Annotated in this window: 10 protein-coding genes; 7 read left to right on the top strand and 3 right to left on the bottom strand. The window is 66.7% G+C overall.

What is annotated here, in order from left to right; all coding sequences use genetic code 11:
- Positions 1-72: 72 nt before the first annotated feature.
- The 3 genes from G6N56_RS04295 (at position 73) to G6N56_RS04305 (ending at position 4,300) form a co-directional block, all read left to right on the top strand.
- Positions 73-1,467, top strand: coding sequence for a purine-cytosine permease family protein (locus G6N56_RS04295; RefSeq protein ID WP_085257264.1), 1,395 nt, complete (start codon positions 73-75; stop codon positions 1,465-1,467).
- Between the two features lie 108 nt (positions 1,468-1,575).
- Complete coding sequence (locus G6N56_RS04300) at positions 1,576-2,889, top strand: NtaA/DmoA family FMN-dependent monooxygenase (protein ID WP_158090743.1); 1,314 nt, start codon at positions 1,576-1,578, stop codon at positions 2,887-2,889.
- On the top strand, positions 2,867-4,300 hold the full coding sequence (locus G6N56_RS04305) for a nicotinate phosphoribosyltransferase (RefSeq protein WP_232069210.1): 1,434 nt from the start codon (positions 2,867-2,869) through the stop codon (positions 4,298-4,300). Before G6N56_RS04300 ends, G6N56_RS04305 begins: the two co-directional genes overlap by 23 nt.
- Before the next feature lie 91 nt (positions 4,301-4,391).
- On the opposite strand, the gene G6N56_RS04310 is transcribed toward G6N56_RS04305, so the two are convergent.
- Positions 4,392-5,210 carry an aldo/keto reductase gene (locus G6N56_RS04310; protein ID WP_085257267.1) on the bottom strand — a complete coding sequence of 273 codons (819 nt, stop codon included), beginning with the start codon at positions 5,208-5,210 and terminating at the stop codon, positions 4,392-4,394.
- A gap of 684 nt (positions 5,211-5,894) precedes the next feature.
- Between G6N56_RS04310 and G6N56_RS04315 the strand changes: the two genes are divergently transcribed.
- From G6N56_RS04315 to zwf, 3 genes are read left to right on the top strand one after another with little or no spacing between them, the layout of a single operon-like run.
- Entirely contained in the window at positions 5,895-6,161 is a 267-nt protein-coding gene (locus G6N56_RS04315; RefSeq protein WP_163645065.1) for a type 1 glutamine amidotransferase family protein, read from the top strand.
- A gap of 28 nt (positions 6,162-6,189) precedes the next feature.
- Positions 6,190-7,620: an MFS transporter gene (locus tag G6N56_RS04320; RefSeq protein WP_197746654.1), complete on the top strand. Its 1,431-nt coding sequence runs from the start codon at positions 6,190-6,192 to the stop codon at positions 7,618-7,620.
- Positions 7,621-7,666: 46 nt separating this feature from the next.
- Positions 7,667-9,166 (top strand): glucose-6-phosphate dehydrogenase, encoded by a 1,500-nt coding sequence (zwf, locus tag G6N56_RS04325; protein ID WP_085257269.1) that lies wholly within the window; start codon positions 7,667-7,669, stop codon positions 9,164-9,166.
- A gap of 157 nt (positions 9,167-9,323) precedes the next feature.
- Here zwf and G6N56_RS04330 read toward each other — a convergent pair whose 3' ends face one another.
- Positions 9,324-10,097 carry an enoyl-CoA hydratase/isomerase family protein gene (locus tag G6N56_RS04330; RefSeq protein WP_085257270.1) on the bottom strand — a complete coding sequence of 258 codons (774 nt, stop codon included), beginning with the start codon at positions 10,095-10,097 and terminating at the stop codon, positions 9,324-9,326.
- A gap of 26 nt (positions 10,098-10,123) precedes the next feature.
- Positions 10,124-10,303, bottom strand: coding sequence for a hypothetical protein (locus G6N56_RS04335; RefSeq protein ID WP_085257271.1), 180 nt, complete (start codon positions 10,301-10,303; stop codon positions 10,124-10,126).
- Positions 10,304-10,520: 217 nt separating this feature from the next.
- On the opposite strand from G6N56_RS04335, the gene hrpA reads away from it, so the two are divergent.
- Complete coding sequence (hrpA, locus tag G6N56_RS04340) at positions 10,521-14,429, top strand: ATP-dependent RNA helicase HrpA (protein ID WP_085257272.1); 3,909 nt, start codon at positions 10,521-10,523, stop codon at positions 14,427-14,429.
- Positions 14,430-14,462 lie beyond the last annotated feature (33 nt).

Raw genomic sequence — 14,462 nt, forward strand, 5'->3', positions numbered from 1 at the left:
CCAGCGGCGGGCGGCCTTTCGGGGCGCTTTTGTGGCCCTGCTACCGATCTAGCGAACTAAGGGCAAAGCACAGTGAAGACACTTGAAGTCGAGCATCGGACGACCGCCAGAGTGCCGCAGGACGAGCGCTTCGGTCGAGCACGGGACCTGCTCGGGATCTGGTTCGCGTTCAACATGGGCCCGCTGGGCCTCGTGGAAGGGGCCGTCGGAGTCACCCTCGGCCTGTCTACGGTGTGGGTAATCGTGGGACTCTTGCTTGGCAACATGCTCGGCGGGCTGACGATGGCCTTCCATGCGGCACAAGGGCCTGCGCTGGGAGTACCGCAGATGTTGCAGGCTCGGGGGCAGTTCGGCATGCGCGGCGCCTCCGTGCTGACGAGCGTACAAGTCGTGGTGGCGCTGGGATATTTCGTGTCGGTTCTCATCGCCTCGGCGCAGTCGGTGAACCGGCTGTTTCCAGCCATCAGTGTGACGACGGCAATTTTTGTTTCGATTGCGATGAGTTTCTTGATCACCTTTGTCGGGTTCAGGCTCATCAGCGCGATGGCGAAGGTGGTTGCGGGGGCCATCGGGATATTCGCGGTGATCCTCATCATGGCGATGGTGATGAACGGCTCGCTCGACAGCACGATGTTGCGAGGGGGCGACTTCAAGGTCCAGAGTTTCTTCCTCGTTGTCAGCGTCGCTGCTTCGTGGCAACTCGCCTGGGCGCCTGATGTCTCGGACTATTCACGCTACTTGCCGTCGACGACGGGCTCCCGCCCCGCGTTTTGGTGCACCTACCTGGGCTGCTCGTTGGGCGGGGCACTCATGATGATTCTCGGCGCTCTCGCCGCCGCGACCGTGTCCTCCGCAGACGCATTGGAGGGATTGCACACCGGGGTTGGCGCGCTCGGTGCGGTCGCGCTGGTCTTGTGCGTTGCCGCCGCGGCGACGATGAATACGGTCAATTCCTACAGTGCGACGATCTGCGTGGTGTCGACCTACGAAGGCTTCCGGCCTGTCAAACCCCTGAAGAACAGCCGGTTCGTGGCTCTGGGCGCAATCTATGTGCTGGCTTTGGTTTTGGCTTTAGCCGGCTCGAGCAACTTCACCACCCACCTCATCACGTTCGTCTACATGTGCATGTACGTGCTCATTCCTTGGTCGGCAATCAACTTGGCCGACTACTACATCGTCAGGCACGGGCATTACGACGTGCAGCAGTTCTTCATGCCGCACGCGGGCATCTATGGCGACTGGAACAAGCGGGCGGGGGTCGTTTTCCTCATTGGCCTGGCGGTCGAGGTGCCCTTCATGGCCACCGAGCTGTACCAGGGGCCGATCGCACACATGCTCGGAGGAATAGACGTCGCCTGGGTCGTCGGGTACGTCGTTTCGTTCGGTCTGTACGTAGCGATCGCGCAGCGTTCGAAGTCCGTCACCGAAACTGTGCGTTCCCTCGACCCGACGTTGGCCGTCGAGTAGCAGCACCGTCGGCCGCGGAGTCGAGTGGCTCCGCACCGGACCGAGCCCGTTGCGAAGTACGACCAACAAGCTTGAGACAGAAAGGAATAGCAGTCGATGTCGCGGACGATGCACCTGGTCGCCTTCTTGGGGACCGGCCCCACGATTTTTCATCAAGGAGCTTGGCGCCACCCGGCGACCGAGAACGATTTCCTGGACGGTGACTTTCTTGTGCGGCTCACCCAGACCCTCGAGCGGGCGAAGTTCGACGCTGTCTTCTTCGCCGACGGTCTGGTCCTCTACGACGGTCAGGCGGAAAAGGGCGGCCTGCTGTACCTTTTGGACCCCATCGTCGTCGCCGCAACCGTGGCGCAGGCGACGAGCAGGATCGGGATCGGTATCACAGTGTCGACGAGCTATTTCGAGCCCTACGGAATCGCGCGGAGCTTGGGATCGGTGGATGTACTGAGCAAGGGCCGCATGGCGTGGAACATCGTCACCGGCGGCGCCGAAGTCGACGCCGAGGCGAGAAAGTTCGGCTATGAGGTCGGGCTGAACAGAGAGGAACGGTACGACCGCGCTACCGAGGTCGTCGAAGCCTGCCTTCAGCTCTGGGACAGCTTCCCAGCCGACGCCATCGTCGCCGACCGCGAAAGCGGCAGGTTCATGGACGCTTCCAAGCTGGTGAACTTTCAATACAGAGGCAAGTACGTCGGGACCGAGGGCCCCCTGAACGTTCCCGCGAGCCCGCAAGGCAGACCGATCCTGATGCAGGCGGGAAGCTCACCCCGAGGCCGGGACTTCGCCGCACAGTTCGCCGAGGTCATCTTCGTCGTACAGAAGACCGCGGACGATATCCGGGCCTTTGTCGACGACATGACCGCCCGGCTGGCAAAGTTCGGGCGGTCGCGGTCTGAGTGCCTCATCCTTTCCCAGGTCAATGTCGTCGTCGCGGAAACATCGAGCATCGCACGAGAGCGGTGGGATCTGCTCAACTCGCTCATCGACGAAGAAACGGCGCTCCGGTGGGCGTCGTCGGCCACTGGAGTCGATCTGCGCGGGCTCCCCTTGGACACGCCGATCCGAGAACTGGATTTCAGCGCCGTCGACCCCGACGGAAAGGGTTCGTCGGGGTACGTCCAATTGCTCCTTCAGCAGGCTGCCGAGGGCGAAGACATCACGCTTCGCCAGGCGGCAATCCGAGTCAGTAACTCCGCCGCCGAGATCGTCGGCGACCCCGACGAAGTGACCGACGGACTGGAAGAGCTCTTCCGCAGCGGGGGTGGGGACGGATTCATCCTGTGTGCGCCCGTGATGCCGAGTGGCTTCGAGGACTTCGCGCGACTCGTCATCCCCTGCCTTCGGCGGAGGGGGCTCGTCGCCGCCGACTACCCGGGAACCACTTTGCGTTCGACGCTCTTTGGCTTGTGCTCCGATGAGTGAACGCTCTTTCTGGCGCAACTTCATCCTGAACATCGACGCCAACAAACACACGAATTTCGCGCAGTACCCGGACGGCATGGAGTACCTGTCGGGTTACCTGGAGGCGCGTGGGGGTCCCTACCCGGTGTCGCTGTTCGTCGGGCTCCAGGCATTCCTCATCGAGTACCTGTCGCGTCGGATTACGACGAAAGATGTGCAGCAGGCCGAGGCGTTCATGGGCCACGGACTCGGAGTGCGGTTCAACCGCGACGGATGGCAGGGCATCGTCAATGAGCACGACGGGTATCTGCCCATCGAGATCGAAGCTGTTCCGGAGGGAACGGTCCTCCCGATCGGGAATGTGCTCCTCCAGGTCGTGAACACCGACCCAAAATACGCATGGCTCACGACTTACATCGAAACCGCGCTGCTACGAGCGGTGTGGTACCCGACGACCGTCGGCACACTGAGCTGGCTGCTGAAGCAGGCGCTGCGCGAAGCTTTCGAGCGCACGTCGGACCACTGCGAGCTGCTGCGGCTGTACCTGGAAGACTTTGGCTTTCGTGGTGTGAGCTCGTTTGAATCGGCAGCGCTGGGCGGCATGGCGCATTTGGTGAACTTTGATCAGACCAACACCATCGCCGGTGCCATCGCGGCCACGCAGTATTACAACGCGGCGATGCCCAACGCTGCATCCTGGCTGCAGGAGCACTCGGTGACGACGGCGTGGGGGCGTGAGCACGAAAGCGATTCGTTCCGAAAGATATTGGCCTACACCGGCGATAACTCGGCGGGCCTACTCGCCGACACCTATAACCACGAGAACGCGGTGAGCAACATCATAGGCAAGGAGTTGCACGACGAGATTGTCACGTTCCCCGGCCTGGTCACGGTGCGTTGCGACTCGGGTGACGTGATCACGGTCCCGGCGGACACCGTCGAACGGCTGATGGAGAACTTCGGCTACGACATCAACAGCAAAGGATTCAGGGTGCTGCCGCCGAACCTCCGCGTGGTGCAGGGCGATGGTCTGGTGCTAGACACGCACACAGCGCTTTACGCGGAGCTCGAGCGTCGCGGACTCGCCGCCGACAATGTCATCTGCGGAATGGGCGGTGGCCTGCTGCAGCAGGTGAACCGAGACACCATGCGATTCGGCTTCAAGGCCAACGCCGTGTGCATCCAAGGCAGCTGGCGCGATGTCTCCAAAAGCCCGACCGGCGACACCGTCAAGAAGTCCAAGCCCGGCCGCCTGGCACTGGAGTACCGGGATGGCCAGTACCGCACAGTGCCGCGCGATTCGATCCCACCCGAGCAGAACCTGCTCCAACCGGTGTTTCGCGACGGAAAGGTACTGCGGCTGCAGCACTTTCAGGAAGTCATCGAGCGCAGCGAGCGTCCTACGCCGAGGCACTACTACATGGGGACGTAGAACCGATTAAGCCCTGCGGATCTTCGCGCAGCTACGACAGGGGACTTCCGTTAGCCGCTGCGAGCGCTGAGCGGGAGACGCGATCGGCTTCTCACGACAAGGTTTCGAGCGGAACGATCCCCGGGGCCGGAAAGCTCTCATCGAGCACTCGCAGCTCGTCAGCGGATAGCCTCAAGTGCATCGCTGCAGCGTTCTGCTCGATGTGCGCCCGACGAGTCGCCTTCGGAACGGCGATTACGTCGCCATCTCGTACGGCCCAGGAGAGCGCAACCTGCGCGGGTGTTATCCCACGCGCCTGGGCTATGTCCACCAACGCGGGCCTGTCCAACAGGCGCCCCTTTTCTATCGGCGAGTACGCCATGATCGTGGTGCCTGACGCGCGAGACCTAGGAAATAGGTTGGCCTCTGGGCCGCGCCGGGTGATGTTGTATAGGACTTGATTGGCGGCCGGAACGGCACCGGCGGGTAGATCGTCAAGATCAGCAACGTCGAGGTTGCTGACGCCCCATTCGCGGATGTCACCCGCCTCCTGCAACCGGTGGAACGCTTGCACCGTCTCGCTGAGCGGGACTTCACGGCGCCAATGCAATAAATACACGTCGATGCGGTCGGTTCCCAGTCGACGCAGGCTTGCATGGCAGGCGCGGACGGTCCCCTCCTCTGTCGCATTGGCTGGCAGCACCTTGCTCACCACGCAAACCTCGTCGCGGCGACCTAAGATCGCTTTGCCCACAATGACTTCAGCATTGCCGTCCGCGTAGAGCTCAGCAGTGTCGATCAACGTCATGCCCAGATCGATGCCAGCGCGCAAAGCCGTGATTTCGTCGGCTTCGCTATGGTGGTCCTCGCCGAACCGCCACGTTCCCTGGCCGATTGCGGCAAGGTCGCGCAGCGTGCCGATGCTAACCATCAGCCATGGCTACGCCGCCGGCGATGCACCGAGGAACGGCTCGGGTTTGTCCCCGTAATACCTTGAGGGGGTATGGATTTCACTTCGCCGGATGAGACCGTGTATGTGCCCTCTTGTGTCTGTCGACGTTGGTGATGATATTGCCCTAGTGACTCCATTGCGCCATGGTCTTCTTCCTGTCCTGTTTGTGCGCTAAACACGCGTAAGAGAGGTGTGGAGTCTGCGAGGCTCTCCGCCGATCGGGCGCGAGCCGCCAACCAGTTCTGAAGTCTAGGAGTTCCACTCTGGAGCCGCAAACGCAAGTAACGTTTCTATTGTGACACGCTGATCGCCCTTGAGCGCCCTCGATTCTCGTGAGAGATGCCCGACCGACGCGTAGCCACCAAGAGCTGGAACTTGCTTGAAACGTATCTTTCTCAGCCATTGGCGGAAGGGGGCTGGAGCCCCCGCTCGAGCGGGCCGTCACCGCAAAGGACCCGCCGGCTTGGTGGCCGATACCCGGGTTGGACTCCTTCTTCCTCAGCCTTCGCCGGCAACTGCTCACCCGACTGCCGTTGATCCAGTTCCATCACCACACGGGCCGATGGAGGATCTGGCGGTCTCGGCGAGCTTCGGTGGATTGGTGCGCAACTTCGTTGACGCGGGCAAGCCGGTTGGGCGGTGTGCCATGGTCCCGCTGCGTTGTTGTCGGCCAACACCGCGGGGGGAAGGTGGCTCTTTGCCGGATATCAGCTGACGGGCGTCAGCAGTAGCGAAGAGGAACAGGTCGGCTTTGCAGACGAGGCAGCCTGGCTGCTGGAGGACTGCCTCAGAAACCGAGGCGGCTTGTACGCGAAGTCCGCGGAGCCGTGGAAGGAATTCGTCATCGTCGAGCGCAATGTCTACACCCGCGCCTACGTCGAAGGGCGCCGCGCAGAGGACGTACGACCGGACAGATCCGACGCTGCCTGATCTGTTCTGCTCCGCTAGTGTGTTGGTTGTGACGGTTCGAAAATCAAACCGTAAGACGCCCCGCTGGGTTCTCGCATCCGTCGTCGTGGCGGCCGTGTTCATGGCGAACCTCGATCTGTGGATCGTCAACGTCGCGCTCGTCGACATGGGGCGCGGTTTCGGCAACTCGCTGTCCGCGGTCTCCTGGGTGCTCAACGCATACGCCATCGGGCTGGCCGCGCTGTTGGTCCCGGCCGGCCGACTCGGCGACCGCCTGGGGCAGCGGCGGGTGTTCCTCAGCGGCATCGCGGTGTTCACCCTCGCCTCGCTGGGCTGCGCCGTCGCGCCGAACCTCGCGTTGCTTGTGGCCGCGCGCGTCCTGCAGGCCGTCGGCGCCGCCGCGCAACTGCCCACGTCCCTCGCTCTGCTGATGGCCTCGGTGGAACCGCACCGCCGCACCAACGTGGCCCGCGGCTGGGCCGCCGTCGGGGCACTCGCGGCGGTGTGCGGCCCGGTGCTCGGCGGCCTCCTGGTCACCTTCGACTGGCGGTGGGTGTTCGTGGTGAACCTGCCGGTCGGGCTCGCCGCGTGGCTCGTCGGGCGCCGCGTGCTGCCGGTCGAACCTGCCCGCCGCGACGAGCGGCTGCCCGACCTCGTCGGCAGCGCGCTGCTGATCGTCGCCGTGGCCGCCCTGACCGGCGCGCTCGTGCAGGCGCCCATCTGGGGCTGGGCTTCGGCCGGCACGGCCGCGCTGGTGGCGCTCACCGTGCTGGGCACCGGGGCGTTCGTGTGGCGGTCGGCCCGGCATCCGCAGCCGCTGCTCGAACTGCCGCTGCTGAGGATCCGCCACTTCGCCATCGCCAACGTCGCGTTCTTCTGCTTCGGCGCCGCCTTCGCCATCATGCTGTTGTCCAATTCGCTGTGGTGCCAGAACGTTTGGCACTACAGCGTGCTGCGCACAGGCTTGGCCATGGCGCCGAGCCCGGCCGTGGTGCCGTTCGTCACATTCGGGTCGACCCGGCTGGTGCACCGCATCGGGCCCGGCCCGGTGGCCGCGATCGGCAGCGTGCTATTCGCCGCCGCGCTACTGTGGCGGATCGTGCTGGCCAAGGCCGCACCGCACTACCTGACCGATCTGTTGCCCAGCATGCTGTTCAGCGGAATCGGGGTCGGGCTGACGCTGAGCACGCTCATGGCCGCCGGCGCGACGGCGCTACCCCCAGCCCGCGCCGCGACGGGCTCGGCGCTGGTCAACTCCGGACGGCAGGTCGCCTCGGCGCTGGGCGTGGCGATCTTGGTGACGGCGCTCGGACCGACCGCTTCCGTCCGCGAGTTCGACCTGGGGTGGTGGCTGGCGCTGGCCTTCATCGCCGCGACCGCGGTGATCAGCCTGACGCTGCAGCACGTCCGCTCCGAAGTCTCCGCCGCCGCGTCCGTTCCGGCCGCCGCACCCGCCGAGCCGATTGCCGAATTGGCCTGAGGTCATAGGGCTGCAGACACCGCGCCGCGATGGAAGTATCGCAGGGGTGGCCAACACGAACCCGCAAACAATCTCTTACCCGGCACCGGACAAACGACGGCGCCGCCATGACACCGAGGCGCTCGACCCCCACGTCATCGTCCTATTCGGCGCAACCGGGGATCTGGCCAAACGCAAGTTGATTCCCGGCCTGGCCTACTTGGACCAGTCCGAGCTGGCGCCCGACATCCAGATCGTCGCGACATCGCTGGAAGACCTCACCGTCGACGAATTCCGCGAACTCGCCAAGAACGCTATCGATTCATTCGGCGCCCACAAGCTCACCGCCGAACAGTGGGCCAACTTCGCCAAGGTCATCACCTACGTCCCGCAGGGTATGGGACCCGAGGCACTCGCCGAGGCGGTCGCCGAGGCCGAGAACAACCTGGCCCCCAACGTCCGGCGACTGCATTACCTGTCGGTTCCGCCGAAAGCGGCGCGTGATGTCATCACCATGCTGCGCGACGCGAACCTGGTCGAACGCTCTCGCGTGGTGATGGAGAAGCCGTTCGGCACCGACCTGGACAGTGCGGTGGCGCTCAACGACTTTGTGCACCAGACGTTCGAGGAATCGCAGATCTTCCGCATCGACCACTTCCTGGGCAAGGAAGCGGCTCAGAACATCCTGGCGTTCCGCTTCGCCAACGGGCTGTTCGAGCCGATCTGGAACCGCAACTTCATCGACCACATCCAGATCGACATTCCCGAGGCCCTCGGGCTCGATCAGCGGGCCAACTTCTACGAGGAGACCGGCGCCTATAAGGACATGGTGGTGACCCACCTGTTCCAGGTGATGGCCTTCGTGGTCATGGAGCCGCCGACCGCGCTCGAGCCGTTCGCCATCAGCGAGGAGAAGAACAAGGTGTTCCGGTCGATGCTGCCGGTCCTGCCCTCCAACGTGGTGCGCGGCCAGTACAACGGCTACCGCGAAGAGACCGGCGTGGCAAAGGATTCCGACACCGAGACGTTCATCGCGTTGAAAGTCGGCATCGACAACTGGCGCTGGGCCGGCGTGCCGATCTATCTGCGGACCGGCAAGAGGATGGCCGAGGGTATCCGCATCATTTCGATCGCGTTCAAGGAGGCCCCGCGCACGATGTTCCCGCCCGGCTCAGGCGTGGGCACCCAGGGGCCCGATCACCTGACGTTCGACCTCGCCGACAACTCGAAGGTCTCGCTGTCGTTCTACGGCAAGCGGCCCGGCCCCGGCATGAAGCTGGACAAAATGTCGATGCAGTTCTCGTCGCAGGAGATCGACAGCTCGGTCGACGTGCTGGAGGCTTACGAACGGCTCATCCTCGACGCGATGCGTGGCGATCACACCCTGTTCACTACCGCTGAGGGCATCGAATCGTTGTGGGAGCGTTCGGAGGACCTGCTCGCCGACCCGCCGCCGGCCAAGCTGTACCAGCCCGGCACCTGGGGTCCCAACGCGATCCACCAGCTGATCGCGCCCAACGCGTGGCGGCTGCCGTTCGAGCGCGAGTGGCGGGAATCCAGGGGGTAGCCCTTCGTGCGCCAACCACCTGAGGGTCGTACCGTACCGATGCCCGGGTGGGCTGTCAGCGGCGATATCGCACACCATCGCCTCATGGGGACTTTCCGGGACCTCGGGCGGTCCAAAACCGTTGCCGTACCGGGGCCGAAGGGGACCGACGTACCCCTCAGCGACCCCGCCACTGCGGCTTGCGTTTCTCGCGCCATGCCCGCAGCCCCTCGGCCACGTCCTCGGTCGCGGCGGCCACCTTGCGCATCGTCTCACCGAAGCGGACCGACTCGACCCAGCCCATGTCCGGGGTTCGCCACGCGACCTCCTTGGTCGCCCGCTGGGCCAGGGGAGCGGCCTCGGTGAGGGTCCGGCCCCACGCACGCGCCTCGGCATGTAGCTCGTCGGGCTCGACGAGCTTCCACACCAGCCCGACTTCCTTGGCCCGCGCGGCGCTCATCGGCTTGCCGGTCAACAGCAGCTCCATCGCGTTGGCCCAGCCCACCCGCTCGGGCAGCCGGATGGCCCCCACGATGGTAGGCACCCCGAGCGACACCTCCGGGAAGCAGAACGTGGCTTCCGTGCTGGCGATCACGAAGTCGCAGAACAACACCCCGGTCAACCCGTAGCCGACACACGGGCCGTGCACGGCGGCGATCGTCGGCTTGAACAACTCCATGCCGCTTTCGAAGGAGTTGATCGTCGGCTTCTCCCAGAAGGTGCCGCCGAAGGTGCCGACGGACCCCTCACCGTCTTTGAGGTCACCTCCGGCGCAGAAGACGCTGCCGTTGGCGGTCAGGATGCCGACCCATGCGTCCAGGTCGTCGCGAAACCGATCCCACGCCGCGTTCAGGTCCTGGCGGAGCGGGCCGTTGATGGCGTTGCGGGCCTCGGGCCGGTTGAGGGTGATAGTGGCGACGTGGTCTTGCAGCTCATAGGTGACGAGGCTCATGCCTGCACCCTATTTCGCCCGGCTGTTCAGTCGGGTGGCTCTCGCTCCAGGGCTTCCGAGCCGACGCGTTCGGTGTGCTCGCGGTCGCTGCGCTTGCCCGGAACGCCTTCCGCTTCCCGTTCGCTGGCGACCTTCTCGTCGAGCTCGTCGACGATGTTTTCCAGCTGCTCGGTGCGACTCAGGGGCTCTTTGTCGGGTTCCGTCATATCGCTTTCCGTTGCTGTCCATCGGCGGATAGCGCCTCCCGTCGACGCGAGGCGGTGGCTATCCAATACCCTGCCGTGCTCTTGCTGATCCGGCAAAGCATACGGCCGAGCGGCGAGCCGTGCGCCGGCGCGGGGCCGGATTCGCGTCCGGCCGACGACCGCCCGCCCGCCCGCGCCAGGCGTCGGACCGAGCCGCACGGCGCCTATCCTGGCCACAGTGGCCGAACCGACCGTCTCCGCAGCGGACTTGCGCAAACGCCTCGACGGCCTCACCATCCGCGACGCGGCGCGCCTCGGGAGGCGCCTGAAGAATTTGCGCGGCGCCACGCCCGAGAAGCTGCATCAGCTCGCCGACCAGATCGGTAAGGCCGAAGCACTCGTTGCCGCCCGCGTGGCCGCGGTACCGACCGTTGCCTACCCCGACCTGCCCGTCAGCGACCGGCGCCGCGATATCGCCGACGCCATCCGGTCGAACCAGGTCATCGTCGTCGCCGGGGAGACCGGCTCGGGCAAGACCACCCAGCTGCCCAAGATCTGCCTCGAGCTGGGGCGCGGCATCCGCGGGACGATCGGGCACACCCAGCCCCGCCGCCTGGCGGCCCGCACGGTCGCGCAACGCATCGCCGACGAGCTGGACAGCCCGCTCGGCGAGGCCGTGGGCTACAGCGTGCGCTTCACCGACCAGGTCAGTGACCGCACGCTGGTCAGGCTCATGACCGACGGCATCCTGCTCGCCGAGATCCAGCGTGACCGCCGGCTGCTGCGCTATGACACCCTCATCCTCGACGAAGCCCACGAGCGCAGCCTCAATATCGACTTCCTGCTGGGCTACCTGCGCGAGCTGCTGCCGCGCCGCCCCGACCTCAAGCTGATCGTCACGTCCGCGACCATCGAGCCGCAGCGCTTCGCGGCGCACTTCGGCGGCGCACCCATCGTCGAGGTCTCGGGGCGGACGTATCCCGTCGAGATCCGGTACCGGCCACTGGAAGTCCCGGTCCCGTCCGACCCCGGCGAGGACCCGGACGACCCCGACCACGAGATCGTGCGCACCGAAACCCGCGACGAGATCGAGGCGATCGTCGACGCCATCCACGAGCTGGAGGCCGAGCCGCCCGGCGACGTCCTGGTGTTCCTGTCCGGCGAGCGCGAGATCCGCGACACCGCCGAAGCCCTGGCGGGGCTGCGGCACACCGAGGTCCTCCCGCTCTACGCCCGGCTGCCGACCGCCGAACAACAGAAGGTCTTCGCGCCGCACACCGGCCGCCGCGTCGTGCTGGCCACCAACGTCGCCGAGACGTCGCTGACCGTGCCGGGCATCCGCTACGTGGTGGACCCGGGCACGGCGCGCATCTCGCGCTACAGCCGCCGCCTGAAGGTGCAGCGGCTGCCGATCGAGCCGATCTCGCAGGCGTCCGCCGCGCAGCGGGCCGGGCGGTGCGGCCGCGTCGCGCCCGGCGTGTGCATCCGCCTGTACTCCGAGGAGGATCTAGCGGCGCGCCCGCGCTATACCGACCCCGAGATCCTGCGGACGAACCTCGCCGCGGTGCTCCTGCAGATGGCGGCGCTGCAGCTCGGTGACGTCGAGAACTTTCCGTTCCTCGACCCGCCGGACCGGCGCAGCGTCCGCGACGGCGTACAGCTGCTGCAGGAACTCGGCGCGTTCGACGCTCAGGGTGGGATCACCGACCTCGGCCGCCGGCTCGCGCGCCTGCCCCTGGACCCGCGCCTGGGCCGGATGATCCTGCAGGCTGACACCGAGGGATGCCTGCGGGAGGTGCTGGTGCTGGCCGCGGCGCTGACCATCCCCGACCCGCGGGAACGGCCCGCCGACCGCGAGGAGGCCGCCCGCCAGAAGCATGCCCGGTTCGCCGACGACGACTCCGACTTCGTGTCCTACCTCAACCTTTGGAATTATCTGCGTGAACAGCGAAAAGAGCTGTCGGGCAATCAGTTTCGACGCTTGTGCCGTGAGGAGTTCCTGCACTACCTGCGCATCCGCGAGTGGCAGGACTTGGTCGGGCAGCTGCGCAGCATCGCCCGGGATCTCGGCATCGTCGAGTCCTCCGACGCCCGGGCGCCCGCCGACGCCGCCCGCATCCACGCGGCGCTGCTCGCCGGGCTGCTATCGCACGTCGGGATGCGCCGCGAGGACGCACGCGAGTACCTGGGGGCGCGCAATTCGCGGTTCGTCCTGGCGCCGGGCTCCGTGCTCACCAGGCGGCCGCCGCGCTGGGTGGTGGTGGCCGAGCTGGTCGAGACGAGCCGCCTGTACGGGCGGACCGCCGCGCGCATCCAGCCCGAGGTGGTCGAGCGGGTCGCCGGTGACCTGGTGCAGCGCACCTACAGCGAGCCGCACTGGGAGGCCAAGCGCGGCGAGGTGATGGCATTCGAGCGGGTAACGCTCTACGGGCTGCCGCTGGCGGCGCGCCGCCGGGTGGGCTACGCCCGGGTGGAGCCCGATGTCGCGCGCGAATTGTTCATCCGGCACGCGCTCGTGGAGGGCGACTGGCAGACGCGGCATCACTTCTTTCGCGACAACGCGCGGCTGCGCGCCGAACTCGAGGAGCTCGAGGAGCGCGCCCGCCGCCGCGACCTACTGGTCGGGGACGACGACGTCTACGCGCTCTACGACGCCCGCATCCCCGCCGACGTCGTCTCCGCGCGGCACTTCGACGCGTGGTGGAAACGGCAGCGGCACAAGACACCCGAGCTCCTGACGTTCACCCGCGAAGACTTGCTGCGGACCGCGGACGCCGCCGACGCCGACCGGCCGCGCACGTGGCGGACGGGTGACGTAACGCTGCCGCTGACCTACCGGTTCGAACCCGGCGCCGCCGACGACGGTGTGACGGTGCACGTGCCGATCGACGTGCTGGCGCGGCTGGGCGGTGACGACTTCGCGTGGCAGGTGCCGGCACTGCGCGAGGAGCTGGTGACCGCGCTCATCCGCTCGCTCCCGAAAGACCTGCGCCGCAACTTCGTTCCCGCGCCCGACACCGCCCGAGCGGTGCTGACGGCGATCGATCCGGCCGGCGAACCCCTGTTGCCGGCATTGCAGCGCGAATTGCGCAGGCGCACAGGTGTGTTGGTGCCTATTGATGCATTCGACCTGGACAAGCTGCCGCCGCACCTGCGGGTGACGTTCGCCGTCGAGTCGCCCGACGGTCGGGAGGTCGCCCGCGGCAAGGACCTGCCCGCGCTGCAGGAAAGGCTGGCCGCGCCGGCCCGGCGGGCCGTCGCCGACGCGGTCGGCGGGCTGGAACGACGCGGGCTGCGCGGCTGGCCCGACGACCTGGACGAGCTGCCGCGCGTGGTCGAGCGCGCGGTCGAGGGGCGCGCCGTGCGGGGATTTCCCGCGTTCGTCGACGCGGGCTCCGCGGTCGACGTGCGGGTCTTCGCAACGTCGGCCGAGCAGGGCGCCGCGATGGGCCCCGGCCTGCGCCGCCTGCTGCGTCTCAGTATCCCATCGCCCGTGAAAGCGGTTGAGCGGCAGCTTGATCCGCGCACCCGCCTGGCGCTCGGCGTGAACCCGGACGGTTCGCTGTCGGCCCTGCTGGAGGATTGCGCCGACGCGGCGGTGGATGCGCTGGCGCCGGCGCCGGTGTGGACGCGCGACGAGTTCGCGGCGCTGCGCGACCGGGTCGGGGAGAACCTTTATGCGACCACTGTCGATATCGTCGGCCGTGTGCAGCGGGTCCTGGCCGCCGCGCAGGACGCGCAGGTCCTGCTGCCGACCCGGCCGCCGCCGGCACAGGCCGAGGCGATCGCGGACGTCCGCGACCAGCTGGACCGGCTGTTGCCGGCCGGCTTCGTCACCGCCACTGGTAGCGCGCATCTCGCCGACCTCACCCGCTACCTCACCGCCACCCACCGGCGCCTCGAGCGGCTGCCCCAGGCGATCGAGGGCGATCGGGAGCGGATGCGGCGGGTGCACGCGGTGCAGGACGCCTACGACGAACTCGTGCGCGCCCTTCCTGCCGCACGAGCCGCGGCGACCGACGTTCGTGACATCGCCCGGCAGATCGAGGAGCTGCGGGTGAGCCTGTGGGCCCAGCAGCTCGGCACTCCGCGCCCGGTCAGCGAGCAGCGAATCTACCGCGCGATCGACGCGGCGGGCGATGGTTGATCCCGGCAGCGTCGAGGCGAACCGGCCTGGGAG

This window comes from Mycobacterium saskatchewanense (assembly GCF_010729105.1).
Lineage (GTDB): Bacteria > Actinomycetota > Actinomycetes > Mycobacteriales > Mycobacteriaceae > Mycobacterium > Mycobacterium saskatchewanense.